This is a genomic window from Faecalibacterium sp. BIOML-A4 (assembly GCF_009679665.1).
Taxonomy (GTDB): Bacteria; Bacillota; Clostridia; order Oscillospirales; family Ruminococcaceae; genus Faecalibacterium; species Faecalibacterium taiwanense.
This window is the reverse complement of the sequence record NZ_WKZG01000018.1, coordinates 61,430-85,948: the sequence shown is the minus strand read 5'-3', so window position 1 is coordinate 85,948 and position 24,519 is coordinate 61,430. Positions and strand designations below refer to the sequence as shown.

Annotated in this window: 26 protein-coding genes; 11 read left to right on the top strand and 15 right to left on the bottom strand. The window is 51.2% G+C overall.

Going from position 1 to position 24,519, the window contains the following annotated elements:
- Positions 1-189: 189 nt before the first annotated feature.
- From GKG34_RS12700 to GKG34_RS12685, 4 genes are all read right to left on the bottom strand, one after another.
- A complete protein-coding gene (locus tag GKG34_RS12700) occupies positions 190-1,293 on the bottom strand; it encodes a putative ABC transporter permease (protein WP_120081321.1) in 1,104 nt (367 codons plus the stop codon).
- A 36-nt stretch (positions 1,294-1,329) separates the two neighbouring features.
- Complete coding sequence (locus GKG34_RS12695; RefSeq protein ID WP_097781009.1) at positions 1,330-1,509, bottom strand: DUF6472 family protein; 180 nt, start codon at positions 1,507-1,509, stop codon at positions 1,330-1,332.
- Positions 1,502-2,278 carry a tRNA (guanosine(46)-N7)-methyltransferase TrmB gene (gene trmB, locus GKG34_RS12690; RefSeq protein WP_097781008.1) on the bottom strand — a complete coding sequence of 259 codons (777 nt, stop codon included), beginning with the start codon at positions 2,276-2,278 and terminating at the stop codon, positions 1,502-1,504. The genes GKG34_RS12695 and trmB overlap by 8 nt, the downstream gene beginning before the upstream one ends.
- A gap of 169 nt (positions 2,279-2,447) precedes the next feature.
- A complete protein-coding gene (locus GKG34_RS12685; RefSeq protein WP_154256458.1) occupies positions 2,448-3,635 on the bottom strand; it encodes an alanyl-tRNA editing protein in 1,188 nt (395 codons plus the stop codon).
- 531 nt (positions 3,636-4,166) lie between these two features.
- On the opposite strand from GKG34_RS12685, the gene malQ reads away from it, so the two are divergent.
- From malQ to GKG34_RS12670, 3 genes are all read left to right on the top strand, one after another.
- Positions 4,167-5,708, top strand: coding sequence for a 4-alpha-glucanotransferase (gene malQ, locus GKG34_RS12680; RefSeq protein ID WP_005938260.1), 1,542 nt, complete (start codon positions 4,167-4,169; stop codon positions 5,706-5,708).
- A gap of 279 nt (positions 5,709-5,987) precedes the next feature.
- A complete protein-coding gene (locus tag GKG34_RS12675) occupies positions 5,988-6,776 on the top strand; it encodes a diguanylate cyclase (RefSeq protein ID WP_005938264.1) in 789 nt (262 codons plus the stop codon).
- Between the two features lie 59 nt (positions 6,777-6,835).
- Positions 6,836-7,276, top strand: a complete 441-nt coding sequence (locus GKG34_RS12670) for a hypothetical protein (protein ID WP_044953312.1) — start codon at positions 6,836-6,838, stop codon at positions 7,274-7,276.
- A gap of 144 nt (positions 7,277-7,420) precedes the next feature.
- Here the strand turns inward: GKG34_RS12670 and GKG34_RS12665 are convergent, their stop codons facing one another.
- From GKG34_RS12665 to GKG34_RS12630, 9 genes are all read right to left on the bottom strand, one after another.
- Positions 7,421-8,104, bottom strand: coding sequence for a 5'-methylthioadenosine/adenosylhomocysteine nucleosidase (locus tag GKG34_RS12665; protein WP_005938270.1), 684 nt, complete (start codon positions 8,102-8,104; stop codon positions 7,421-7,423).
- Between the two features lie 160 nt (positions 8,105-8,264).
- Positions 8,265-9,398 (bottom strand): redox-regulated ATPase YchF, encoded by a 1,134-nt coding sequence (gene ychF, locus GKG34_RS12660; protein ID WP_097774170.1) that lies wholly within the window; start codon positions 9,396-9,398, stop codon positions 8,265-8,267.
- A 121-nt stretch (positions 9,399-9,519) separates the two neighbouring features.
- The gene (locus tag GKG34_RS12655; RefSeq protein WP_279235900.1) at positions 9,520-10,515 is read right to left on the bottom strand and encodes a site-specific integrase; all 996 of its coding nucleotides are present in this window, start codon (positions 10,513-10,515) and stop codon (positions 9,520-9,522) included.
- Positions 10,516-10,526: 11 nt separating this feature from the next.
- Positions 10,527-10,691: a hypothetical protein gene (locus GKG34_RS15930; RefSeq protein WP_243139266.1), complete on the bottom strand. Its 165-nt coding sequence runs from the start codon at positions 10,689-10,691 to the stop codon at positions 10,527-10,529.
- A gap of 127 nt (positions 10,692-10,818) precedes the next feature.
- A complete protein-coding gene (locus tag GKG34_RS12650; RefSeq protein ID WP_154256454.1) occupies positions 10,819-11,130 on the bottom strand; it encodes an excisionase in 312 nt (103 codons plus the stop codon).
- Between the two features lie 39 nt (positions 11,131-11,169).
- A complete protein-coding gene (locus GKG34_RS12645; RefSeq protein WP_154256452.1) occupies positions 11,170-11,682 on the bottom strand; it encodes a hypothetical protein in 513 nt (170 codons plus the stop codon).
- A 1-nt stretch (position 11,683) separates the two neighbouring features.
- On the bottom strand, positions 11,684-13,384 hold the full coding sequence (locus GKG34_RS12640) for a DEAD/DEAH box helicase family protein (RefSeq protein WP_154256450.1): 1,701 nt from the start codon (positions 13,382-13,384) through the stop codon (positions 11,684-11,686).
- Between the two features lie 145 nt (positions 13,385-13,529).
- Positions 13,530-15,167 (bottom strand): hypothetical protein, encoded by a 1,638-nt coding sequence (locus GKG34_RS12635; RefSeq protein WP_154256448.1) that lies wholly within the window; start codon positions 15,165-15,167, stop codon positions 13,530-13,532.
- Positions 15,168-15,544: 377 nt separating this feature from the next.
- Entirely contained in the window at positions 15,545-16,720 is a 1,176-nt protein-coding gene (locus GKG34_RS12630; RefSeq protein WP_154256446.1) for an IS110 family transposase, read from the bottom strand.
- A gap of 461 nt (positions 16,721-17,181) precedes the next feature.
- Between GKG34_RS12630 and GKG34_RS12625 the strand changes: the two genes are divergently transcribed.
- The 8 genes from GKG34_RS12625 to GKG34_RS16090 all read left to right on the top strand — a co-directional run bounded on the left by GKG34_RS12625 (position 17,182) and on the right by GKG34_RS16090 (position 22,570).
- Entirely contained in the window at positions 17,182-18,117 is a 936-nt protein-coding gene (locus tag GKG34_RS12625) for a DUF932 domain-containing protein (RefSeq protein ID WP_154256444.1), read from the top strand.
- A 10-nt stretch (positions 18,118-18,127) separates the two neighbouring features.
- Positions 18,128-18,466: a DUF3848 domain-containing protein gene (locus tag GKG34_RS12620; protein WP_154256442.1), complete on the top strand. Its 339-nt coding sequence runs from the start codon at positions 18,128-18,130 to the stop codon at positions 18,464-18,466.
- Positions 18,463-19,395: a lambda-exonuclease family protein gene (locus GKG34_RS12615; protein WP_154256440.1), complete on the top strand. Its 933-nt coding sequence runs from the start codon at positions 18,463-18,465 to the stop codon at positions 19,393-19,395. Before GKG34_RS12620 ends, GKG34_RS12615 begins: the two co-directional genes overlap by 4 nt.
- Before the next feature lie 60 nt (positions 19,396-19,455).
- Positions 19,456-20,172: a DUF1071 domain-containing protein gene (locus GKG34_RS12610; RefSeq protein ID WP_154256438.1), complete on the top strand. Its 717-nt coding sequence runs from the start codon at positions 19,456-19,458 to the stop codon at positions 20,170-20,172.
- A 65-nt stretch (positions 20,173-20,237) separates the two neighbouring features.
- A complete protein-coding gene (locus tag GKG34_RS12605) occupies positions 20,238-21,131 on the top strand; it encodes an Rpn family recombination-promoting nuclease/putative transposase (RefSeq protein ID WP_154256436.1) in 894 nt (297 codons plus the stop codon).
- A gap of 111 nt (positions 21,132-21,242) precedes the next feature.
- Positions 21,243-21,605 carry an LPD28 domain-containing protein gene (locus GKG34_RS12600; protein ID WP_154256434.1) on the top strand — a complete coding sequence of 121 codons (363 nt, stop codon included), beginning with the start codon at positions 21,243-21,245 and terminating at the stop codon, positions 21,603-21,605.
- Positions 21,606-21,717: 112 nt separating this feature from the next.
- Positions 21,718-22,458 (top strand): recombinase family protein, encoded by a 741-nt coding sequence (locus GKG34_RS12595; protein WP_173015257.1) that lies wholly within the window; start codon positions 21,718-21,720, stop codon positions 22,456-22,458.
- Positions 22,436-22,570 carry a hypothetical protein gene (locus GKG34_RS16090; RefSeq protein ID WP_279235899.1) on the top strand — a complete coding sequence of 45 codons (135 nt, stop codon included), beginning with the start codon at positions 22,436-22,438 and terminating at the stop codon, positions 22,568-22,570. Before GKG34_RS12595 ends, GKG34_RS16090 begins: the two co-directional genes overlap by 23 nt.
- A 51-nt stretch (positions 22,571-22,621) precedes the next feature.
- Here GKG34_RS16090 and GKG34_RS12590 read toward each other — a convergent pair whose 3' ends face one another.
- Together GKG34_RS12590 and GKG34_RS12585 are read right to left on the bottom strand one after the other, a co-directional pair.
- Positions 22,622-22,783 (bottom strand): hypothetical protein, encoded by a 162-nt coding sequence (locus GKG34_RS12590; RefSeq protein ID WP_154256430.1) that lies wholly within the window; start codon positions 22,781-22,783, stop codon positions 22,622-22,624.
- 45 nt (positions 22,784-22,828) lie between these two features.
- Entirely contained in the window at positions 22,829-24,508 is a 1,680-nt protein-coding gene (locus GKG34_RS12585) for a hypothetical protein (protein WP_154256428.1), read from the bottom strand.
- Positions 24,509-24,519 lie beyond the last annotated feature (11 nt).

Here is a 24,519-nt window from a genome sequence, read left to right as displayed (position 1 = left end):
CGCTGTTGGATGTTTTCGACAAAATATGGCATTTTAGAAAACAGTATAGCACGATTTTAAACCTTTGAAAATAGATATTTAAAACATTGCGACATTGCGGCAAAAAAGAACGGAACACCAGACGGGTCCGGAAGGCGGGGCATAAAAAGACCGCTGCATTCCTGTGCAGCGGTCTTTTGGGCAGCGGTCTCAGGCATCCTTGCGGGTGTCGGAGCCGTTTTTCTTCGGTTCTTCTTCGGGGCTTTCCCGGCGGGCAAGACCAAGGCGCAGGGCCTTGAGGGTGGTCTTTTTTACGCCATGCTTCAGGCCGGGGAAGGCGCGCAGCATGCGGCGCGGGCCAACGATGCGGGGGGTGCGCAGCAGCTGGGCCTGCATTTCATCGCTGCGGGCCTGCAGCTCCTCGGCCAGCTGTTCCAGACGCAGCAGCTCGGCAGCGCGCTCCATCGTGCCCTTGGCGGCCAGCTGTGCAGCCTTGGCGGCTTCGGCCGTGTTGAGCTTGGCGATCTCGGAAGCACGCTTTGCGGCCTCGCGGGCCTCTTCGGTCTTGGCACGGACGGCGGCCAGCGTTTCACGCAGGGCGCGCTTTTTCGGTGCGGCTTCGCGGGCCTCGGCGGCAGCAAGCTTGAGCTGCAGGCGCTGCTCGTCCAGCTTCTGGTCGGCGTTCAGGGTGGTGGTGCCCAGCAGCTGGGTCATGGCATCGCTGACGGCATGGATACTGTCGGCCAGCTGCTCCATGGCATCCAGCGTCTTGGCCAGACCGGAGGCGGCAAAGGCCGTAACGACTACGTCTGCCGCGTAGACTGCATAGAGCACACACATAACGACAAAGCCCACAAAGGGCGGGACCATATCCACAAGACCGGCGACGACTGGGTGGACGATGCGCATGACCACCAGCGTGCCCACGCCCCACAGCAGGCTGAATTCCAGACAGATGTAGCCGCCGATGTTGAAGGGAAAGTCGCTGTAGTCCCACCAGCGGGTGTGATAAAGCTTATACAGTGCCCAGCCGCCTACCAGTTCCAGCGCACTGGGCAGGATGACACCGCCGATGTACAGCAGCAGGACGCTGTCCTGCAAAGGGGTCAGGGTGAACAGCACGATGACCATGCCGAAGCCGTAAATGGGGCACACCGGGCCGTTGAGAAAGCCGCGGTTCACCAGCTGACCGGTGGTGGCGGCGGCAAAGATGACCTCCAGACACCAGCCGGTGCAGGAATAAATGAGGAAGAAGGCCAGCACATGATACAGCGAAAAGCCGCATACTGTGGTGGTCGTGAGAAAGTTGAGCATAAAACACCTCCTGTGAGAATCATGCTGCGGTGCAGGTCAGTTCTGTTTTTGTACGATCTTGTATTCATCGCCCGACTCAAAGAACGGGCAGGCAGCTGTGCTGCGGGAAAGATAGCGGGCCATCTCGTCCTCGTCCAGACAGCCGCCCTGAGCACAGTACCAGCTGCCGTACTCGTCCTGCACATTGTTCAGGCAGATCTCGCAGGGGTCATTCATTGCCTTCGCCTTCCTGTGCAGCCTTGGCAGCAGCCTCGGCCTCGGCCGCTTCGCGGGCCTGACGCTTGAGGATCTTCGGCTCGATCCAGGTCACGCTGGCGGGGTCCGGGTCCTTGCGGGCGATCAGGGCCTTGATCTTGATGCCCATTTCGGTGAACATGCCCTCGTGTTCGGTGCGGATGTTCCACTCCGGCTCGTTCTCATGGAGGTCAAAGGTCATCCACTCGATGTCGTAGCCGGAAGCGGGGAAGTATTCCAGACTGTCGCGGAACAGATCATCGTCGTCGGTCTTGAAGTAGATCTCGCCGCCGTCCTTGAGGAACTCACGGTAGTTGATAAGCTGGCGCGGGTAGGTGAGACGGTGCTTGTGGGAAGAGCCGTTCTTGCTCCACGGATTGCAGAAGTTGATGTAGATGCGGCTGACCGTATCCTCGGCGGTAATGACCCCCTTGATGCGCTCGATGTCGGTGCTCATGATCTTCACGTTGTCGATGGGGCGGCCCGCAGCCTGATAGGCGGCTTCGATCTTGCGCTTGGCGAGGATGAGCACCTTATCGGTGATATCGATGCCCAGATAGTTGTTTTCCGGATGGGCGCAGGCCAGCTGGGAGATGAAGCCGCCTTTGCCGCAGCCCAGTTCCAGCACAAAGGGCTGCTCCGGGCGGGCGTACTGGGCGTGCCACTTGCCGCCCCAGATCAGCGGCTCGTGCACATGGAAGTCGGCTGCCATCAGCTCGTCGTGGGCATAGGGTTTGAAACGCATTCTCATAGTTTGTTGTTCTCCTTAAAATTAACGTGGCTCGCCCTCTCAGGCGCTGACGCGCCAGCTCCCCCAAAGGGGGAGCCCTTGGCAAAGCCGGAAGGTTTTCCGTACTGCCAAAGCCTCTCCCTTTGGGAGAGGTGGCTTTGCGAAGCAAAGACGGAGAGGGCGAGGATGCTTACCGGTTTTGCTCCCGCAAAAATTCCTCCACCTGTTCCGGTGCAGCGGCGCAGCTGCCCTGACAGATGCCGGGCTTGCCGCCGCCGCGTCCGTTCAGGGCGGCGTTCAGGGCTTTGGTCAGGGCGCGCACATCGCCGTCTGCCTGTGCGATGCAGTAGCCGGTGCCCTTTTCGGTGGGGGTCAGGGCGGCGCAGAGACCGGTGGTGGCTTCGGTCAGGCGCACCGCCAGTCGGTGCAGGCCGTCCGGGTCAAGGCCGGGCACTGTGCGGATGGCATCCTCACCGGGGTTTGCCAGCTGGGCAAGTGCATCGAACAGCTGAGAACATACGCCAAAGTGTGTAAACTTGAGCGCAGTATACTCATCGTAGACGCGATGCACCGCCACAGCGGTCTGGTCGGCCTTGGCCGAGAGCAGCGCCCCGATCTCTGCCTGCCGCTGGCGCATAGCCTGTGCAGCAAGCAATGCCCGCTGGCCGCACACCACGCTCAGCCGCACGCCGCCCTTGTAGTTCTCGCTGGCCAGAATTTTGATCTGTCCCACCTGTCCGGTGGTGCGGGTGTGGGTGCCGCAGCAGGCGCAGACATCCGCACCGGGAATGGTCACGATGCGCACCTGCCCTTCGATCTCCTTTTTGGAGCGGTAGACAAGGGCGGCAAGCTCCTCCCGGGTGGGGTAGCTGACCAGCACCGGCACATCCTGCCACACGATGCGGTTGGCGGCAAGCTCGGCTGCCTGCAGGCCCTCGGCAGAAATGGGCACGCTGGTGTCCATGCGCACAGCCTCGGAACCGATGTGGAAGCCCACGTTCTCGGCCCCGAACATCTGGTGCAGGATGCCGGAAAGGATGTGCTCACCGGTGTGCTGCTGCATTTTGTCAAACCGCCATTCCCAGTCGATGCAGCCGGAAACGGCAGTGCCGGGAACAGCGCTTTCCGGCAGAGCGTCCACGCTGTGCCAGAGGATGCCGTCATGCTCGTGCACATCGGTCACATTCAGCGTGGCACCGTCCGGCAGGGTCAGGGTGCCCCGGTCGGCAGGCTGACCGCCGCCCTCCGGGTAGAACACCGTGCCGTCCAGCGCAATGCGCCCGCCGCCGGTCTTTTCGTCCGGCTCTGCGGCAAGGATGGTGCTTTCGCACTGGGTGCGGAAAGCGTCCTGTTCAAAGTATTTTTCTGTGCGCTGCATGGCGCGGGTACCTCCTGTTCAGGGTGCAGTTTGACGATTTAAAATGGCCGCCGCAGGCTCTGGCCATATTCAGCGGAAAATTTATTTTTATTTTTGCAAAATTGGAACGACTGCGGTCGTTCCAATTCTGCTTTTTCACGCAAGGGACCGTAAAGGCCAACAACAAAAGAGATTTTACTGCATCTGCCGGTTTCGGCCCTTCTGGTGAAAATGCGTTTGGAGCGGACCGCGTTTGCGCAGCAATGAAAGCCCCGGTGGGGCTTTTAAGCGGCGAGCGGTCTGCGTCAGCAGATGGCGGGGCCTTGCCCCGACAAGTTCCGCAGGCCGCGACAAACGCGAAATAAAAAATCTGGATTCCGCTGAACATAGCCAGAGCGAAAGCGGAGGCTATTTAAAATCGAAAAAGGGATACACACCCAGTTTAAAAATAAGTATACCACGTTTTTTGCCTGTGGAAAATAGTCTGCGGATATGTTATGATAAGAAACAACGATATTCCCATAAAATGTTAAAAATGAGGAAGGTAATAGCATGCGTGAAAGTGGAATCCTGATGCCGGTGTCCAGCCTGCCCGGCCCTTACGGTATTGGCTGCTTTGGCAAGGAAGCATTCAAGTTTGTGGATTTTTTGGCACAAGCGGGCCAGAAGATCTGGCAGATCCTGCCACTCAGTCCCACCGGCTACGGTGACAGCCCCTATCAGAGCTGCTCGGCCTTTGCGGGCAACCCCTATTTTATCGACCTCGACGCTTTGAAGGAAGAAGGCCTGCTCACCGCCGCCCAGCTCAAGGCCGAAAAATGGGGCACAGACCCCAAAGAGGTGGACTACGGCACTTTGTATGTGAGCCGCTTTAAAGTCCTGCGCACCGCCTACGCCGCATGGCGCAAGCAGTGCGCCGGGCTGCACGGCTGCAGCTATTACTTCCCGGATGATTATTATGCCTTTACCCTCGCCAATGAGGAATGGCTGGACGACTACGCCCTGTACATGGCCCTGAAAGTGGCCAACGGCATGAAGAACTGGGTGGAGTGGGACAAGCCCTACCGCCTGCGCGACAAGAAGGCCCTTGCTGCCTTTGCCGCCGAAAACGAGGAGGAGATCGGCTTCTGGAAGTTCGTGCAGTACAAGTTTGCGGCCCAGTGGCAGGCGGTGAAGGCTTACGCCAACAAAAAGGACGTGCAGATTTTGGGCGACATCCCCATCTACGTCTCTGCCGACTCGGTGGATGCATGGGTGGGCGGCGCGCTGTTTGAGCTGGATGCCGACGGCGGCTTTGCCCGTGTGGCGGGCTGCCCGCCGGATTACTTCTCTGCTGACGGTCAGCTGTGGGGCAACCCGCTGTACAACTGGGCCTACCACAAAAAGACCGGCTACGCGTGGTGGGTGCGCCGGGTGCGCCACGCACTGGGCATCTACGACCTGCTGCGCATCGACCACTTCCGCGGCTTCGATACCTATTGGGCCATCCCGGCGGACAGCACCACCGCCCGCACCGGCAAGTGGGAGAACGGCCCCGGCATGGAGCTGTTCGATGCGCTGGAAGCTGCCCTTGGCAAGCTGCCCATCATTGCCGAGGATCTGGGTGAACTGTTCCCCAGCGTGCGAAAGCTGCTGGCCGACAGCACCTTCCCGGGCATGAAGGTGCTGCAGTTCGCCTTCAGCGGCGGGGACAGCGAGTATCTGCCCCACAACCACGTCAAGAACAGCGTGGTGTATCCCGGCACCCACGATAACACCACCCTGACCGACTGGTGGGAGAACGGCGCTTCCGAAAAGGAAAAGGCTGCCGCTGCCGCTTACCTGCACCTGACCGGCGTAAAGCCCACCGCAAAGGAGCTGGCGGCTATCCGGACCGATGATGTCCGCATCGCTCTGCTGCGCGCAGCGCTGGGGTCGGTGGCTGACCGGGCCATCATCCCTATGTACGACTGGCTGGGTCTGGGTGCGGAAGCACACCTGAATACCCCCGGCAAGCTGGGCGGAAACTGGGCATGGCGCGCCGCTGACGGCTTTGCCGCCAAGGCACTGGCCAAGACCATCCACGACGAGTGCAGTGTGTACTGCCGCGTATAAACAGAAGGCACAGAGCGGCGGGAGCTTAGCAATTTGACGAAAATATAAAAACTCCGGCAGAAAATTGTGCGTTTTGCTGGTAAAATCGGAAGCTGAATGGTATAATGTTGCTAAAGCGGCATTATGCCATTTTTCTTTGCCTGATGCGTTCCCGGCATTTCCGGAAACAGGGCGGGCGCGGGATGCATAATGCGGCAGATGGTTCCTGAACGTATGGGGAACAGGTGACTGCACGCGGGATACGGGAGCGCCGCGTGCGCAGATGATGGGGAAAATTACATGAAGAAAGAATGTACCGAGCAGGATCTACGGGAACTTGCGCGCTCAGCGCAGGCCGTATTTGAGGCAGTGACCCTGACCGAAGCACCGCTTTGTGACGGCTGGCAGGACGATGGCCTGCGGGTGGACTACGAGCTGCGCAATGGCCGTGTGGACTGTGTGCTGCACCGCAGAGTGGAAGCGGACGGCAAATGCTGGGAGCTGGAAATGTGCGCACCGCTGGCAGGCAATGTGCTGCCGGAAGAGCGCATGACACCCCGGGAGCGGGAACTGTGCCGCGAGGATATGAGCCACGATTTCCTTACCGGTGTGTACAACCGCCGCTATCTGGAAACGGTGTTTGCCCAAAAGCTGGAGCAGTGTGCAGCGCAGGGCCGCAAGGCGGCTGTGGCGCTGGTGAGCATCGACAATGGCCAGAAGCTGCGGGATACCTACGGCCAGCCTGTGATGGACCAGCTGCACTGCTTTGTGGGCAACCAGTGGAAAAAGAACTTTGATACCCCTGCGACCCGCGTGGTCTGCCGCCTGACCGGCAGCATCTTTGCGGTGGGCTGTCTGGACGCCGACGGCAAGCAGCTGGCAGAGGAAATGCAGAACCTGTATCGGCAGATGCCCCGGGAATGCATCACCACCACCGGCATGATGCGCCGGGTACCCTTTACCCTGAGCTGCGGCGTGGCGAGCTTTGAGGATGTGCAGGCCAAGAACTGGCAGGCGCTGTACGAGCTGTGCGACGCACGCCTGCGGGAGGCACAGAACGCCGGCGGCGATCAGATGCGTGCAGAATAAAACCAGTGTATAAAATCCCCCTTTTGGCGCAGACTAAGGCCAGAAGGGGGATTTTTTGTATGGAAAACCAGAAAAACGACAACCTGAACCTGCTGGAAGCCGTGGTGCAGAATACCGAGATGGGCAAGAACACCTTGGAACAGATCGTGCCGATGACCGACGATGTGCAGTTCAAGGCCGAGCTGCTGCGCCAGCGCAATGTGTACCACCAGCTCAATCAGGAAGCGCACACCGCCATCGAGGCCTGCGGCGGCACCGCGCAGGGGCAGAGCGCCATGGCAAAGCTGAACACGAAAATGGGCATCAGTATGAAGACCCTCACGGACAAGTCCACCCGCAATCTGGCCGAGATGCTCACACAGGGCAGCGGCATGGGGGTGGTGGACTGCGTAAAGGCCCAGAAGGATTACCCCAATGCCGCGCCCGGCGCAAAGCGTCTTGCTCAAAGACTGCAGGAGTTTCAGGAGGATAGCCGGGTAAAGCTGGAACAGTTCTTGTAAAAGAAAACCCTCTCAGGCTCACTTTGTTCGCCAGCTCTCCCGAAGGGCGAGCCATTGGCAAAACGGAAAACGTTTCCGGAATGTCAAAAGCTCCCCCTTTCGGGGGAGCTGGCAATGCGAAGCATTGACTGAGAGGGTTCTTTTTTACAGTGCTTCCACCATTGCTGCCACGATCTTGGTGGCGGTGGCTACATATTCCGCAATGCTGAACTTTTTCACCACCAGCACCTCGTGGCCGTCCTCGTCAGCGTTGTCGCTCATGGCGCGCAGGATGACGCAGGGCACACCGTTCTTGGCGGCAATCTGGCTCACAGCGGCACCTTCCATCTCCACGCAGTCGGGGGCGCATTTGGCTTCAATGGCAGCCTTGGTTTCACTGTCGCCCACAAACAGGTCGCCGGTGGCGATCTTGCCCACCAGAGCCTTCACACCCGCTTCGGCGCAGGCTTTTTCGGCGGCAGCGATCAGCTCCGGGTCGCCGGTGTATTCCTTGAGGAACGGCGGGTTCTGGCAGATCATGTCCAGCTGTGCGTCGTGGTACAGCACGGTCTTGCCGATGACCACATCGCCAATGCCGATCTTCGAGGTCATATTGCCTGCGATGCCGGAAAAGATGATCTTCTCCGCGCCGAATTTTGTGATGAGCACCTGCGTGGTGGCGGCGGCATTGGCCTTGCCCATGCCGGCACAGCACACCACCACCTGTCTGCCGGCCAGCGTGCCCTTGTGGTAATCCACGCCGCCGTAGGGCTCCACGGTGACATTCTCCAGCTTTGCACACAGCTGATCGACTTCATCGGGCATTGCGCCCATAATACCGAAAATCATAGGAAACCTCTTTTACGATTTTAAATGGCCGACGCGTGCGCTCTGGCCATATATAGCGGAAAGTTATTTTTAATTTTGTAAGTTCCAAAAGCCTGCGGGCTTTTGGAACTTACTTTTTCACGGGAAGGGGCGAAACCGGAAGTGACATCTTTGCCGAAAATCAGACGTTGAACAGGAACTCGATCACATCGCCATCGTTGACAACGTATTCCTTGCCCTCGGTGCGCTGCAGGCCCTTGGCCTTGACGGCGGCGTAATCGAAGTTGTTGGCTTCCAGATCGCTGTAGCCAATGACGCTGGCACGGATGAAGCCGCGCTCGAAATCGCTGTGGATCTTGCCGGCAGCCTGCGGTGCTTTGGTGCCCTTGCGGATGGTCCATGCGCGGCACTCCTTCTTGCCGTCGGTCAGGAAGGAAATCAGGCCCAGCAGATCATAGCTGGCAGTGATGAGGTTGTCCAGACCACTGGCTTCAATGCCCATTTCAGCCAGAAAAGCCTTCTTTTCCTCGGGAGAGTAGTCGGCGATATCCTCCTCGGTCTTGGCGCAGATGGGAATGTAGCGTGCGCCCTCTTCCTTGGCGCGTGCGGCCACCAGCGGGACATACTTGTTGTTTTCGATGCCCTCCATCAGGTCGTCCTCGCCCACGTTGCAGGCGTACAGCACCGGCTTTGCGCTCAGCAGACCCATCTCGTGCAGAACAGCTTGCTGCTCGGCATCGCCCTCGTCAAAATCGAAGCTGCGGGCAGGCTTGCCGGCGCTCAGGTGGTCGGCCAGCTGCTGCAGCCATGCGGCTTCGGCGGCAGCACCCTTGTTGTTGCCGCTCTTGGCAGCCTTTGCCATGCGGCCTGCGCGGTTCTGCACCACCTCAAGGTCGGACAGGATCAGCTCGTAGTCGATGGCATCGATGTCGGCAATGGGGTCCACGGCCTCAGCCTTGGAAACATCCTCCACCACATGGATGATGTTGTCATCGTCAAAGCAGCGCACCACATGCACAATGGCATCGCACTCGCGGATGTGGCCCAGGAACTTGTTGCCAAGGCCCGCGCCCTGACTGGCACCCTTTACAAGGCCCGCGATATCCACGAACTCCACGATGGCAGGGGTCTTTTTATTGGTCTGCCAGATCTCGGCCAGCTTGTCCAGACGCTTGTCCGGCACGGCTACGATGCCGCTGTTCGGCTCGATGGTGCAGAAGGGATAGTTTGCGGCTTCTGCGTTCTTGGTGGAGGTGATGGCATTGAACAGAGTGGACTTGCCGACGTTCGGCAGGCCGACGATACCTAATTTCATAGTTATGATTTCTCCTTTTATGATGTAGATGATAAACAGCTATATTAAACGAATATAAGTTGTTTTTTGCGAAAACTGAATTTGGCGTTGGGTGGGCAGATCGGATTCACTCACCCTTTTCTCACCCTTTTTGTGCTTCCTGCGCCTTTGCGAACTGCGCTACACCCTCTTTCATGGAATCGTCTGTCACATGAACATAGCGGTTCATGGTGGTCGTGATACTGGCATGACCCAGCAGCTTTTGCAGGACTTTGGGCTGCATTCCACTCTCAATGGCGCGGGTAGCGTATGTATGGCGTAGAGCGTGCATACAGAAACGCTTGATTCCCGCATCATCGCACAGCTTGTAGAGGTGAGTGTCGTAGGAGCTGTTCTTGGCAGGCATTCCGGTGCGCCAGTTGATGAACACCAGATCACGCATGACCAACTTTCGCTTCTGACCAGTCTTACGATCCATAAAGGTCAGGACAGTGGACAGGCCGTTCGATTCGTTGCGGTATTCTCTGGTGTCGTAGATTTCCCGCAGGATGCCGTAAGCGGTGTCAGTCAAAGGAATGGTGCGATAGCTGGATTCCGTTTTCGGAGGGCCAGCTCGCCATTCGTCTTGCTTGTAGCGGAACTCCAAGGTCTTGTTGACCGTCAGGGTGCGTTTCTCCCAGTCAATAGCATCCCATGTCAGACCGATCATTTCACCAGTACGCAAGCCAGTTTCCAGAATCAGTGCGTACTGAGCATAGTTGTGGGAGCCTTTGGCAGCTTCCAGAAACCGTTTCTGCTCATCCACAGTCAGAAAGTGGATGTCATCAACCGCCCGGACAGGTTTCGTATAGCGAACACCATCCATAGGATGACGGTCGATGAAGCCATTATCTTTGGCACTCTTGAAAAATGTGCCCATGGTCATATAAGTCTGGCGGATGGTAGAACCAGCGTAGTCGCTCTCCATGGCATTCAGGATCATCTGGCAGTCCATAGGTTTGACATCTCGCAACAGCATAGAACCGATAAACGGCTGAACATTATGTTCGTAGCGTTCACGGTAATTCCGAAGCGTATTCGGGGCACGGTTGCAAACGACATCTTTGAGCCAGCGGTTAAACCATGCGTTCACAGTCATGTCGGGTGATACTACAGCTCGGCTTTCGGGGTGTAAGCGTAGATAGAGCTGTTCTTGCCGCCAATTTTTGGCTTCTGGCAGGGTCTTGAAGCAGCGTTCTCTACGCTCACCGCGATAATTTCGGCAACGAGCATAATACAGGCCATCTTCTTTTCGTTGACCGAGTCCTTTCCCAAGCTCTTTTCCTTTAAGATCTTTTCCCATGTTGCGGCTCCTTTCTGAGAAAAAAGAGCCCACACAACACACTTTATTGTATCATGTGGGCATGGTTTATGCAAGTCCTTCAGAGGACGTTATATGGTGTCAGATGGCGTACTGCTCGTCCAGAAACTCCTCAAACTTTTTACGTTTGATGCGTTTTGTATTGCCCACGAAAACAACAAACTTGCAGCCATCCTGCAAGGCAAGCTCGGAAATTCGGTTCTGACCGATACCGAAATATGCAGCAGCTTCAGGCACGGACAATAGCCACTTTTCGCAGAGCGGAACAGATGGAACAGATTTTTTGGTGTATGTATCACTGCCAGACAAGGAACTGGGATCACGGTTGATGTCGTCAGTGAGGTTAAACGGAACCGCAAAAGTGGCAGAATGAATGTTGAGATTGGTGTTCATAAATTTCCTCCTTGGTGATAAAAGTGTCTGCGAGTATAATTAAGGCTTGGACAGTTTTGGGCGAGGGGATTGGTCTTCTAGGGGCAATAACTGGCGAACTGTAACCCACTGACAAATCTCACCGGATTGATTTAAGTAAACTCGTTTCTTCTGAGCAAAGGAATAGAGAGGAATATAGCCTACTTTTTGCAACACTTCGATTATAAGGCTGCTTTTGAAATCTACGTTGTAGGAGTTCTTATAGGTTCCGGCCAGTTGTTCATCAAACCAAACCTGAATCTCACCAGTACCCTTGAAGACAAACTTAGTGTTTGCGACAGATTCAGACCAGATGAAACAAGGGATATAGTCCCAGCTTGTAAGCTTTCCCAACACGATTTTGGATGGGGGATGTGCATGGCGGCTTTTGGCTTCGCGTTGGAGAAGATCGAGGCAATCGCTGGATGAGATGCACTCATGTAAAATTCCATGCAAATGCTGTAAGTCGATTTCAGCTTGTTTCCGGGAGAGGGATACATAATAGCCCTCATTAGAGATGCGAACATAGATCATTTTAAGTACCCTCCTTAACGATAAATTTTAGTCTGTTGCTGGTTTTAACTTGATAGCCATATAATGGAAGAAGTTCTTCGATAACTTGCGTTCCCGGTGTCCGATCTTTCTTTCCGCTACAAAGAACTTCTCCTCCGGCTGCTTCGTGTAAGAGACGAAACTGCTGGCGAAAGTTGGCCCATCTTTCTTTATTGAGCGGTTTTGATGCCGTTTCTTCCAGAAACGTCTGGAGCTGTTCAATGGCATCACTTTGGCAACAAAGGCTTTCGTCAACAGCATCACTTAAATTGAAGCCAAACCAACATAACGCTTTCTTGACATATCCATCGGGAGAACCTTCTAATCTGCGTAAAGTATCGCGAGCATCAGAACGGTAATAATTGAGAGAGGCAAACGTGAAGATGCTGTTTTTCGGATGGGAGCTTTCGTTGTAAGAGAACTTTGTTCTCAAGAACTCAAGCTCACCGTTCCAAAACATATCTTCTCTGGTTTTTGCATCAGCATCTAACCACTTGTCGAGTAGATTCTCCTGACGATTCCATTGGGAGATTCTAGACGAAAAGTAGCTTTTAGCTCTGCGTGGAATCACTAATTCGAGCGTTTGGCCTTCTTCATACATCCGCACACGACCAGCTTGCTGGACAGCGGCCATGTACTCGGTACCGGAAATGTACAAATGGGTAATGTCCTTATCAATCAGATTCGTGCCGTTATCCAGCACGGAAGTGGCAATCAACACTGAAACTGACTCAAAGCGATTCTTGGTCTTGATTTCCTCAAGCACCTTTTTGTCTAACTCGTCCATGGAGTATGACCTAGAGGACGTGGATTCTGAAACAATAAAGGCAGCGGAGATGCCGTGACTGTTTAGCTTTTCTTTGCAGTCCTTTCCGTGCTTCTTGGAATCAACAAAAACAACCGCCTTACGAAGACTATGAGCTTCATACTGTTCGATCACATCATCCCAAAGGGATTGACCGTCGGCAAGGATGCGAGGGTGCAGATAGCTGTAATCAGGCTCTGCACCCATGACCTCAAAGAAAGGAGCACGTTGTAGCAAGCCATTGTAGTTGCTATATATCTGTGAGATCATATTGTTTCTGGCATACCTGAAGCCGGGTGAAATTTCCCAATAAGGAAAATTTTCCGCCAAATCTACAACTTGCTCCATCTTCAAAATGACATTTCGGACAGGGCTCATAGTAGCCGAGGCGTAGATGCGGACAGATTGAGCAAAGACCTTGGGAAGATTCACGAGAGGAGCCGAATCTGTGGTGAACACCGAATCTGCAATGAAATAGTGGCATTCGTCACAAACCACAAAGGCGTACTCTTTGGCTTCAAAAGGCCCGATTTTAATGTTCGGAGTGTCCTTGCCTTGAAGTCTTCGGGCCATGTACTGGTACGAGCACACCACGAGGTCTCCTAGCGGATAAATCCCCTCTTGGGGAAATTCAATAGCTCCGGGCGGTATGCCCAACTCTTTCAGGTAGATGTTGATGAGCTGCTCTGTTAGAACACTGCGGTTGACGATCAAGAGTACTTGCTGCCTTCGTCGTCGGGCCTCCGGTACAAGGTCTTTGATAAAGAAGGTGGTTTTACCAGATCCTGTGGGAGCCTTGAGCAAGTAGACATTTCTGGGTAAACCGGGTGGACTATGAACGATAGGTTGCTTGATATCTTCTGATAAATATTGGCTCATTGTTGGGGCCTCCTTTCTGTGAGAATAAGATACCACAGATCGAATAAATTTGATGAAATACGAAATTTTCGTAATCTGGAGTAAGCTGTAAGACAAAAAAATCGGCCCATGAGCTTTATTTGCTCAAAGGCCGATTTACTAACAGTCAACGTTTGCTTTTTGTGGGTAGAAGTGGGATTTTGTAATTTTTAAGGACTTCTATAAGTGCAGTGGTTTGTAATGCAGAAAATCCAGATAACATATCAGAGCGCAAGTTGAATTCCTTTTTAATAGCATCAGTGGTTGGAAAATATTCAAGCATTTTCTCTATGTGAATCGGGGTATACAATGCAGAACAAGCCTGTATATTTTCAACGGAAAGATGATAGAAAGATGATTTTGCTATGAGCGAGGCCGGGAGAGTGAACGAAGATTCATTTCGAGCAAGAAGGTCTTCCGCATCAATGATATGCTCCCGAACTAAGTTATAGGAAAGATTTAGAAGAGCATCATAGGCACTGTTGAAGAACTCTATGGTTTTGGCAAGAGGCTCGATTAAAGTGGAGGCAAAACTTGGACGATATAGATTTGTGCAGGATGTCTTTTTCTGTTCATTGTCATATTTCATTAGGAGTGCAGCGGTTGAAACGGTGGAGGCTAGATAGATTCGGAGCCTTGGAGGTTTGCACTTCATAAGAACTTTTAGTATTTGAACAGAAATATCAAAAGCTTCTGGGATGGAACGGGTTTCTTCACCATAAAAAGGGAAAAGGGCTACAACGGTATTGAAACCAAAAAGTTTCTCTAAGTACCATCGGTCTTCGGATTTTGGAGAAAGATCGAAGTCTGAACTAAGACCATCTAGCATGGCACGAAATGTTCGATGTGTGCTGCTGAATAAGGCTCTTGAGGTATAGTATTTTTCTGTACCAGCGATGTCTTTTAATCCTATAAAAGTCAAAAATGGGTTTGATGTAGAGGGGGAGAGGAAAGCAGACATAGAATATTTACAAAAAGAGGCATGAATCATGTCCGTCGGAATAATGGTATTGCAAAATGATTTCAAAGATGCGCTGTATTCGCAAGGAAGATAATCCAAATCTGTAACGTAAATATCGTTGTATTTGCGTATCAGTTCAGAGCAGTCTGACTTCTCATTCCAATTAGGCCATTGATCCTCTTTTAGCAACTTTGGATTCAGTTGAACAGCTTTCAACTTGACAGCAGGATACTGTGCTTGAAGGTCATCGAATGAAGATTTTAACTGAATATACCGTAAGTTGAATATAAGGGCATCTGCTATGTCACTAATGAAATCTGAACAAAATTTATCATAAGTAGGACTATAACTGTAAAAATGACAGAGACGGCTAAGATAATCATTTACAGAAAAAGACGGTGGGGACAAGAACGGAATGTTTAGAACTTTATATAATTCAGGAGCGGATGTATCAACCTTAATGGAACGTCTAGAAATGTTGTTTGCATCAGAAGTGGCAGCGGCTTCGGCATATTCATCCGTAGTGGTAAAAGGTGAGTAGCTGTTGGAAGACGGAGGGATGCTGTATGGTAATAGCGATGACATAAGAGAGGAAACGCCTAAAAATTTCTGGCATGAATCTTCATGAGATGAACCTGTACAAAGATCGAGAATCGGTTGAAGAACATCTTCAATCGAAAAAGTCTTTCCAGCAGCTTTTGGGTTTTCATGAAATTGCTGAGGAAGTGATGCAAGTTCAGGTGGAAGCGTGTTTTTAATACGAGTCTCACCTGTTTTGTCAAAAATATCGCCAAATTCAATCATAAGATAACACCTCCACCACTATTTTATCGTACATATGGCAAAAGGCAAGCCGATATGTTTCAAAATCAAAAATTTTAGCCAGATAATATAAAGGTGAACACAAACCTCTGAGCCGAAAGACTCAGGGGCTATTTTTATGTCTGGAGACTAACTATTAAAAGTCAAGCCCCAAAATGAAAAAATCCGCCAACCGACCGCTGCCCCTGACAAACAGCATTCAAATGCTGGAATCAGAGCAGCGAGGGCGACGGAGAGAACAGCAAAGCAAGCCCAGCCAGCCCTCGCACAAACAGGATAGCATTTGAATGCTTCGGTTCGTCAAGGGTTCGCTGCGCCAGCTAAGTTTCTGTTGGAATTAGCTCAGGCTCAGGAGAAAATCATGCAGCTGCAAGATATGCTTTCCCGGATTTCTGTAAGGCATAAATCAACCGAACGAGTTTCTTCATGGCGTGGGACAGGGCAACGTTGTAGTGTTTTCCTTCGGCACGTTTTTTGGCAAGGTATTCAGCAAAGACAGGATTCCAGTAGCAGACATACTTGGTTGCGTTGTAAAGGGCATGTCGCAGGTAGCGGGAGCCACGTTTTTCCATGTGAGCATAGCAGTTCGTGAGTTTTCCGGACTGGTATGTAGATGGAGAGCAGCCAGCGTAAGCAAGAATTTTGTCAGGAGAACTGAAATTGGAGAAATCCCCGATTTCTGCAAGGATCACAGCAGCGGAGTTTACTCCCATGCCGGGAATCGAGAGAATTGGTGGATTGAGCTCATCTATGATTTTCTGAATAGAATCTTCGATTTCGTTGATCTCGGAGGCAAGTTCTTGAATGAGTTTAATGGTATGCTTCAATTCCAGAGATTTGGCAGGCATGACAGAGCCAATAGAAGTTCTGGCTGCCTCTCGAATCTGGATGGCTTTCTCTTTTCCGTAGCGTCCTTTGGACGCTGTTGTAAGAAGGTTTGTCAGCTTGGTAAGATGGACTTCTGAAATTTGCTTTGCACCGGGATATTCGCCGAGAAGTGCGTAGATTGAAGTGCCATGGATAGACGAAACAAGCTGTTCCAATTCGGGAAATAGAATCGTAGCCAATCTGGACACCGATTGCTTTAGTTTAGCGCGTTCCTGAACTTTATCAAATCGGTATCTTGTTAGTGACTTTAGATCTTCGTTATGGTATGCTATATCCGTGTAGGACTTGAGGTCTACATCGGACAATAGCATAGTTGCAATCGTTCTTGCATCCACACGATCAGTTTTGGTTTTACGAAGGCTGAGACTCTTTCGGTATAGGTTGATGTGCAAAGGGTTAATGACATAAGTTGGCAGACCGTTGTCAAGAAGGAACCCAAGAATGTTGTAGCTGTAATGCCCGGTAGCCTCAAGTCCTACTTTTATTTTGTCTGACTTTTTGGTACAGTCTCGAATCGTCTGAAGTAGTTGCTTGAATCCATCCATGTTGTTGGGAATAGTAAAACAGTCGGCACGAACCGTCCCGTCTGAATCAAGAATACAGCAGTCATGCTTATCCTTGGCAACATCAATTCCAACACAAACCATTTTGATGCCTCCAGTATATTTATTTCGATGCTGTTCAGGACCACAGACTTCTTTGCTCTTGTAACCTCGTTCTAAATAAACCGTCTGGCGGTATCTAACTGATTAACATTTCGACAAAGAAGCTGTGGTTGGAGCCTCCCGAAAACCGTCTTTGCGGTAGGTGATACATACCAATCCACAGCATCCTGAACTTATTGTAGCATTCCGCTGGAGAGCGGTCTATAAATACTACTATTTTATTATACGAGGTGATTTTCTATGCTGTTCCGTATCATCGTTGTCATCATCACCATTACGGTTTCATTCTAAGCTGCATCCGCACAGAAAGGAGATGTCCCCATGAACTTTTTACCTGAGCTCATTCAGAAACTTGGCACGGTTCTTGTTGAAGTCCTCGTGCTGATCGCTGAAGAAGTCGAAAAGAAAAACTAACGAAAACAAATCAAAAAGGAGATTTTACTATGTCTGCAAACGTTGAAACTATGTTCTCTGTCCGTGAAACCCCGTGGCACGGCCTTGGCCGTATCGTCATGGATGCCCCTGCAAGCCGTGAAGCCTTGGAGCTGGCTAGTCTGGATTGGCAGGTGGAGAGCCACAATATCTATTCCGGCACGGGTACTATGATTCCCGGCTATCGCGCAAATGTCCGCAGCACCGATGATGCTGTTCTGGGCGTGGTATCTGACCGCTACCGCATTGTGCAGAACGAAGAAGCGTTCCAGTTCACGGATGACCTGCTGGGTAAAGGCGTTACTTATGAAACTGCCGGTTCTTTGCAGGGCGGCAAGAAGGTCTGGATGCTGGCGAAGCTGCCGGAGAAATACATCATCGCCGGAGACGAAGTGACCCCCTATCTTGTGTTCTTCAACAGCCATGATGGCAGTTCTGGTGTAAAAGTTGCCATGACCCCGGTTCGTGTCGTCTGCCAGAACACTTTGAACCTTGCCCTTGACTCTGCAAAGCGCATCTGGACTGCTCGCCACACCGAAAATGTTCTGCTCCGGGTGCAAGATGCTCGTGAAACTTTACAGCTTGCCAACAGCTATATGGGGGAGCTGGGCAAGGGCATCCATGAGCTGACCACCATCAAGCTGTCTGACCGCAAGGTGCAGGAGTTTATCAACGAGTTCTTCCCCATCACGGAAGACTTAACCGATGGCCAGCGGAAGAACAACCTGCGCTTGCAGGAAGATTTGAAGGCTCGCTACTACAACGCACCTGATTTGGAGTGGGTTGGAAAGAACGGCTGGCGGTTCGTGAATGCTGTTTCCGACTTTGCCACCCATGCAGACCCCATCCGTAAGACCCGGAACTACAACGAAAATCTGTTCCTGCGCACCGCAGAGGGCAATCCGATGATTGATAAAGCCTACAAGATGGTGCTGGCAGCAGCATAAAGGAGGACGTATGAACGATGTGAGCAACCGGGCGGTCCGGGAATTTTCTGAGTTCCTGAACAGCATCGAAGCCGATTTTCCAAAGCCTACTTGCACCACGGCATACGAGATTACGATGAAAAGTACTATCGTCAGTGCCTTGATTACGCTGGACACCGAAAAGCAGATGGACGAGCGTTTCTGGAACCATCTCCGGGTGCAGCGGAACATTCTGGATTTCCTGTATACCCTGTGGCTGGATGATGACCGCACCTTGGTGGATGAGCTTTCCACCATTATCAAAGACTTGGTGGAATATGATTTCTCCATTGCAGAAGAACAGATGAAAGTGAGGTTGAACATTGCATGAAACGACTTGTATCTACACGGAACTTATCCAAAGAAGATTGGCTCCGTTACCGCAAATGCGGCATTACCGGCACGGATGCCGGGGCTATCCTTGGCCTGAATCCGTACCGCTCCGCATTTCAGGTGTACCACGACAAAATCAGCGACACCATTGAGAATATGGACAACGAAGCCATGCGTCAGGGTCGTGACTTGGAGGATTATGTAGCACAGCGGTTCTCCGAAGAAACAGGGTTTAAGGTGCGCCGTGCAAATGCCATCTACCAGAGTGAGGAACATCCGCTGCTTCTGGCAGACTTTGACCGTCTAATCGTTGGGCAGAAAGCTGGATTGGAGTGCAAGACGGTTTCGCCCTTCTCTGCGGACAAGTGGGCTGATGGGAAAATCCCGGCTCACTATCTGGCGCAGGTTGACCATTACTTAGCCGTCAGCGGTTTCGACTGCTGGTATGTGGCGGCTCTGATTTTCGGCAGAGAGCTGGTGATTCACAAAATCGTGACAGATAAGCAGGTGCTTTCTGATCTCATTGATAAGGAAGAACGTTTCTGGACGAACTATGTTGTGCCCCGGATTCCCCCTGCACCCAACGGTTGTGACAGTGATACGCAGAAAATCAACCAGATGTATGAGGTAGACGACCGGGATAAGACCGCTGACCTGAGTACTCTGCATGGACTTCTGGATAAGCGGCAGGAGCTTTCCGACCAAATCGAGCAGATGAAACAGGAGAAAACGGCCATCGAGCAGCAGGTCAAGCTGCAAATGCAGGATGCCGCCTATGGCACAGCACCGGGTTATAAGGTATCGTGGGTATCCTCCGAAAGCAAACGAGTGGATTCTCAGAGACTGAAAAAGGAGCAGCCGGACATTTTCAATCAGTACAGCAAAAATGTAAGTAGCCGCAGATTCACCATCGTTCATGCGGCATAACATTTGTAATTGGCGGCAGGGAGTAAATACTCTGCCGCCTTTTTTCTTGGAGGTTATCTTATGGCCACAGAAAATCCATTCGTAAAATTATTTGCTATCGATTTCAAAGATCATCTGGAAGTCAAAAAGTCCGGCAACACGGAACTGAAATATGTAAGCTGGGCGTATGCTTGGGCAGAGGTGAAGAAGCTGTATCCCTCTGCCAGCTATGAAGTCAAAAAATTCAACGGTCTGCCCTATGTTTATGATCCCATAACCGGCTTCATGGTGTACACCTCGGTCACGATTGAGGGCGTTTCGCACGAAATGTGGCTGCCTGTACTGGATAGCGCAAATAAAGCGATGAAAGCCACGCCTTATACCTACACCACCCCGAAATGGGACTACAATCCGCAGACCCGCCGCCGTGAGAAAGTCGGCATGGAAGAACGCACCGTAGAAGCAGCATCCATGTTCGATGTGAATAAAGCTATCATGCGGTGCTTGGTAAAGAACCTCGCTATGTTTGGTCTGGGCCTGTACGTTTATGCCGGAGAGGATTTGCCGGAAGATGCTGCACCGCAGCCGGAATCAGAGCCGCAAAAGCAGCCGAAACCGAGATCCGCTGCCCCGAAGCAGGAACAGCCGCCTGTGCCCTGCATCTGCGCCCGGTGCAATCAGCCCATCAAGAGGGTCAAGCTAAAAGATGGCTCCATCATGCAGGCGGCAGAGTTTGCCGCTACCCATGAGGGAATGTGCGCAGACTGTTACAAAGCCACCAGATTGAACGTAGCATAAGGCAAATGCTTGTAAATTTTACATCTGTATGCTACTATAATAACAAGAGAAAAGAAGGTGATGGCATGGCGCAAAAGGATACATCTGAAAAAATTCTGGAATCCTATAACGATGTCTTTTCGGACATTGTGAACGTGCTTCTGTTCAACGGCAAACAAGTTCTGTCTGCGGATGAACTGGAAGATCAGGCTCCACGCTCCTACTACAAGGCAGATGGAAAGATTCGTGAGATTGAGCGGGATGTTGCCAAACGCTGGAAGAACGGAAATATTCGTGTGGCCTGTATCGGCTTTGAAAATCAGACCGCTTCTGACCCCAATATGCCGCTCCGTGTCATGGGTTACGATGGCGCAGAATATCGGGCGCAACTGCTCAACGACAGCGAAAATCTCTATCCGGTTGTAACGCTGGTGCTTTACTTCGGCCACGATAAACCGTGGAATGGGCCGCTTTCCCTGAAAGAGCGACTGAATATTCCCAAAGAGTTTGAGCCGTATGTCAACGACTATAAAATCAACCTGTTCCAGATTGCCTATCTGACCCATGAGCAGGTAGAGCTTTTCCAGAGCGATTTTAAGGTCGTGGCAGACTACTTTGTACAGAAGCAGGAAAACGGCGACTACATTCCGAGTTCGCAGGATCTGACCCATGTGCAGGAAACGCTTCAACTGCTGAGTATTATGACGAATGATAATCGGTTTGAGGAGGCGTACAATACGAATACCGATGGCCAGAAAGGAGGCCCACGCAATATGTGCGATGTGCTTGATAAAGTGGAAAACCGTGGCATTGCGAAAGGCATTGCAAAAGGCAAGGCTGAAGGCAAAATCGAAGGCGAAGATACGCTGGCTTTGCTGATGAAGAAGCTGTTCGATCAGAACCGTATTGAAGATGCAAAGCGGGCTTCAGAAGATAAGGAGTACCGTACTCGGCTGATGAAAGAGCTTGGCATCAGCTAAGCAAAAAATTATATGTACAACTGGGAGAGTGTCTTCGGATGCTCTCCCTTTACTTTTGCAGGGCAGTCCGTGTGGAGTGTCCTGTTTCTTTATATAAGGAGAGGACAGATTATGACCGTTAACGCAATGACCGAACACTACGAAGAAATCACGGTTTGCGGAAAGCCTGCGCTGTTCACCAGCATCCGCATCAAGAGAGATACTGTCCCGGACGGCCTGTACGCCTACGATGTCCGGCATGATGACGAATGCCGTGGTATTCCCTGCGAGATCGCGCCCTTTGTGATGGTCAATCACTGGGGCACCATCATCCTTGCGGAACCGCTGGAACTGCCGGACGATGGGCGGCGATATATTGACGAGGACACCGACTGGAACTACGCTCCCTTGGATGGCGAGGGCACCACCAATCACAAACCGTGTACTACCATTTCTGCTTTTATGGCTGTCTACGGCTACCAAAAACTGTCTTAAAGATGCCGTATGGACAGTTTTGTATCAAAATCAGCGGTTTTCAGGCTATTTTGAGCTGCAAAATACAGTCTTAAAAATGTCGCTCGTTATCTTTGAGCCAGAAAGGAATCCCATGAACATCTATGGCTATTGCCGCATCTCCACGGCAAAGCAGAGCATTGACCGTCAGATCCGCAACATCAAGGCCGAGTACCCGACTGCCCATATCGTGCAGGAAGCCTACACCGGTACATCTATCTTTCGCCCGGAGTGGCTGAAGCTTTACCGGGTTCTAAAAGCAGGAGATACGGTGGTGTTCGATTCGGTGTCCCGGATGTCCAGAAATGCAGAAGAGGGTTTTGCTCTGTACGAAGACCTTTACCACAAGGGCATCCAACTGGTGTTTTTGAAAGAACACCACATCGACACTGAAACTTACAAAAAAGCCCTGTCCGGCAGCATTGCCATGACAGGGACAAATGTAGACTTCATCTTAAAGGGCATCAACGAATATCTGATGGCCTTGGCAAAGGAGCAGATCAAGCTGGCCTTTGAGCAGTCCGAAAAAGAAGTTGCCGATCTGCACCAGCGCACCCGTGAGGGTCTTTTGACCGCCCGGTTGAACGGCAAGCAGGTTGGCCGCAAAAAGGGTGTTGGCTTTGAAACAAAGAAGGCCAGAGAAGCCAAACAGATCATCCGCACCCATTGCAAGACCTTTGGCGGCACATTGGATGACATGGAGTGCATAAAATTGACTGGACTTGCCCGGAACACCTATTATAAATATAAGCGTCAGATTCGTGCCGAACTGATGGCTGAGCAGGATTTGCCGAAAGGAGCAAGTATCTTTTATGAACCACCAAAATCATTCTGAGCCGGAGAACAGGCTCACCCCAGAAGAAAAACAGGAGTTTTTGGAACTTCTGGCCCAGCTTACCTCGGAGCAGCGTGAAGCATTGAAAGAAGTGCTCAAATCCTTTACTTAACAAAAATGTGCAGGGCGGCGTTGCTGCTACCCTGCACATTTTTATTTTTTGTTATGCACGCTCTACTCTAACGCTACCAGTACGAGCGTCTTTAATGATACGAAAACGAGAACCGCAGCCAGAACAGGTTTTGGTTTGATTTGTTCCACCTCCGAGAATTAAGCGCGCAAGTTCATGTCCACAATCAGGGCATTTGATAACTTTCATAGCCATATTAAAGCCTCCATTCAAATTTTGCTTTTGTACTGCCCGTAGAGATTAGGCAGCGTTACCATCTTTGAAGTTGCCTTTATATTGAACACTGCCGTCTTCATTGTACAGTGTCCCCTTACCATTACGTTTTCCGTTCTTATATTCGCCATCATAATAAAGGCTACCGCCCTCGTAGTAACCTTTTCCCTTGCCAGAGGTCTTATCATCTTTGAAGCCGCCTTCATAAATAAGGGATGGCACATTTTTACTATAATTGAATATGTACTCCTTACCTTGACCGTTTTTCTGGTTTTCCTTTAATCCTCCATCGTATTCGATATATGCGTCGTCTTTGAATTCCAGTCCAGTGGTTTGTGTATCACGACAGGTCTTAAAACCATAGTAAATATATCCATCACCGGATGCGACAAAGCGATGATGAACAACTAGCATTGTAATAGTCGAGCAGTCGTCGCCTTCATATGCGTAGTCAACATTGGGAATGTCTGAATCAAAAACGATTCCATAACCGCTGGGCTTTCCTTTTTTGAATTCGCCACCGAAGACCAGTTTATGATCGCGGTAAACCAGTCCGATGCCATCAGCTTTACCATCTTTAATATTTCCGTAGAAAGTATAGTCTGCTTTTCCATCAAAAGATTGAGTCAGTGCGTCATGCGAAAAGTACACGTCTACCCCTGTACCTTTGCCGATCAATGCGAGGACTTTATTGCGCTTGTCTGTGTATTTTTGGGGGAAAGAAAAACCAGTTGAAGTTGCTGTGATTGTGGACGTGCTTTCCGTCTCTTGCTCGGAGCTTTCGGAAGAATGTTCCTCTTCAAAAGACGAGGCGTTCTGCTCCACGCTTTCTGAGCTAGAAGTATCTTCCTCAACAGAAGAACTGGACTCAAGCTGCGGAATGATTTCGGTATGTTCATATCCGCACACAGAACATTTAGAAACAATAGAGCCATCGCTTGTTTCAGATGCTTCTGTCCGAGAGATTTCGACCATGGTATGTCCTGTTGCGGGGAGCACAGTGTCAACTTTCTTTCCACACAGGCTGCATTCCTTTATAATTTCTCCATCTTCTGTACAGGTTGGCTGTACATCTTTGGTGGTTGTATACTCGTGCTTGCAACGTGCTTGTGGATCTGTTTCCATGGCAAGCATCATTATCACAATTCCGATAATGAGTGTAACAGCCATGAAAATAGCATCTTTTTTCTTGCTTTCCCTTTTCAGAAGATGAACGACAAACCGTGCAAGAAAATACCAAAAGGCAATAATAAGTCCTGCACCAATAAAAGTTAGAGCCGAAGTCAGAAAAGCATTTTCAGAGGAGGAAAGAAACACTGCAAAGAGAATAAGGACGCTTAGTGCGCTACATATCGTTCCGATCTTCGATTTTTTTGAAGTCGTGCCAGTTTTATTTGCCTTTGCGGCGTAATGGAATCCCAAGATTTCGGGTACAATGAGCGCCCCCATCGTGACCAAAGCCACTATTCCAAAAATCATTGACCATTTATCATATTTCTTTTCGGAAGGAGTTTTTATAGGCTTACGCTTTGGAGGTTCGGATGGGCTGGACGGAGGAGTGGGTATTTCTGCATCAGGTTTGAACTTCTCTGTGTTAGAGGAAATCGGATTGGACGATTCCTCTTTTGAGGGCTGCGAAATGGGTGTTCCGCACTCAGGACAAAAGATGCCTTCATCGAATTCTGTCCCGCATTTAGGGCATTTCATAATGGACGCTC

Excerpts from the sequence above, each read along its gene's own strand:
- GKG34_RS12700 (WP_120081321.1), bottom strand. The coding sequence starts at position 1,293 with ATGCTCAACTTTCTCACGACCACCACAGTATGCGGCTTTTCGCTGTAT.
- GKG34_RS12695 (WP_097781009.1), bottom strand. The coding sequence starts at position 1,509 with ATGAATGACCCCTGCGAGATCTGCCTGAACAATGTGCAGGACGAGTAC.
- trmB (WP_097781008.1), bottom strand. The coding sequence starts at position 2,278 with ATGAGAATGCGTTTCAAACCCTATGCCCACGACGAGCTGATGGCAGCC.
- GKG34_RS12685 (WP_154256458.1), bottom strand. The coding sequence starts at position 3,635 with ATGCAGCGCACAGAAAAATACTTTGAACAGGACGCTTTCCGCACCCAG.
- malQ (WP_005938260.1), top strand. The coding sequence starts at position 4,167 with ATGCGTGAAAGTGGAATCCTGATGCCGGTGTCCAGCCTGCCCGGCCCT.
- GKG34_RS12675 (WP_005938264.1), top strand. The coding sequence starts at position 5,988 with ATGAAGAAAGAATGTACCGAGCAGGATCTACGGGAACTTGCGCGCTCA.
- GKG34_RS12670 (WP_044953312.1), top strand. The coding sequence starts at position 6,836 with ATGGAAAACCAGAAAAACGACAACCTGAACCTGCTGGAAGCCGTGGTG.
- GKG34_RS12665 (WP_005938270.1), bottom strand. The coding sequence starts at position 8,104 with ATGATTTTCGGTATTATGGGCGCAATGCCCGATGAAGTCGATCAGCTG.
- ychF (WP_097774170.1), bottom strand. The coding sequence starts at position 9,398 with ATGAAATTAGGTATCGTCGGCCTGCCGAACGTCGGCAAGTCCACTCTG.
- GKG34_RS12655 (WP_279235900.1), bottom strand. The coding sequence starts at position 10,515 with ATGACTGTGAACGCATGGTTTAACCGCTGGCTCAAAGATGTCGTTTGC.
- GKG34_RS12650 (WP_154256454.1), bottom strand. The coding sequence starts at position 11,130 with ATGAACACCAATCTCAACATTCATTCTGCCACTTTTGCGGTTCCGTTT.
- GKG34_RS12645 (WP_154256452.1), bottom strand. The coding sequence starts at position 11,682 with ATGATCTATGTTCGCATCTCTAATGAGGGCTATTATGTATCCCTCTCC.
- GKG34_RS12640 (WP_154256450.1), bottom strand. The coding sequence starts at position 13,384 with ATGAGCCAATATTTATCAGAAGATATCAAGCAACCTATCGTTCATAGT.
- GKG34_RS12635 (WP_154256448.1), bottom strand. The coding sequence starts at position 15,167 with ATGATTGAATTTGGCGATATTTTTGACAAAACAGGTGAGACTCGTATT.
- GKG34_RS12630 (WP_154256446.1), bottom strand. The coding sequence starts at position 16,720 with ATGGTTTGTGTTGGAATTGATGTTGCCAAGGATAAGCATGACTGCTGT.
- GKG34_RS12625 (WP_154256444.1), top strand. The coding sequence starts at position 17,182 with ATGTCTGCAAACGTTGAAACTATGTTCTCTGTCCGTGAAACCCCGTGG.
- GKG34_RS12620 (WP_154256442.1), top strand. The coding sequence starts at position 18,128 with ATGAACGATGTGAGCAACCGGGCGGTCCGGGAATTTTCTGAGTTCCTG.
- GKG34_RS12615 (WP_154256440.1), top strand. The coding sequence starts at position 18,463 with ATGAAACGACTTGTATCTACACGGAACTTATCCAAAGAAGATTGGCTC.
- GKG34_RS12610 (WP_154256438.1), top strand. The coding sequence starts at position 19,456 with ATGGCCACAGAAAATCCATTCGTAAAATTATTTGCTATCGATTTCAAA.
- GKG34_RS12605 (WP_154256436.1), top strand. The coding sequence starts at position 20,238 with ATGGCGCAAAAGGATACATCTGAAAAAATTCTGGAATCCTATAACGAT.
- GKG34_RS12600 (WP_154256434.1), top strand. The coding sequence starts at position 21,243 with ATGACCGTTAACGCAATGACCGAACACTACGAAGAAATCACGGTTTGC.
- GKG34_RS12595 (WP_173015257.1), top strand. The coding sequence starts at position 21,718 with ATGAACATCTATGGCTATTGCCGCATCTCCACGGCAAAGCAGAGCATT.
- GKG34_RS16090 (WP_279235899.1), top strand. The coding sequence starts at position 22,436 with ATGAACCACCAAAATCATTCTGAGCCGGAGAACAGGCTCACCCCAGAA.
- GKG34_RS12590 (WP_154256430.1), bottom strand. The coding sequence starts at position 22,783 with ATGGCTATGAAAGTTATCAAATGCCCTGATTGTGGACATGAACTTGCG.
- GKG34_RS12585 (WP_154256428.1), bottom strand. The coding sequence starts at position 24,508 with ATGAAATGCCCTAAATGCGGGACAGAATTCGATGAAGGCATCTTTTGT.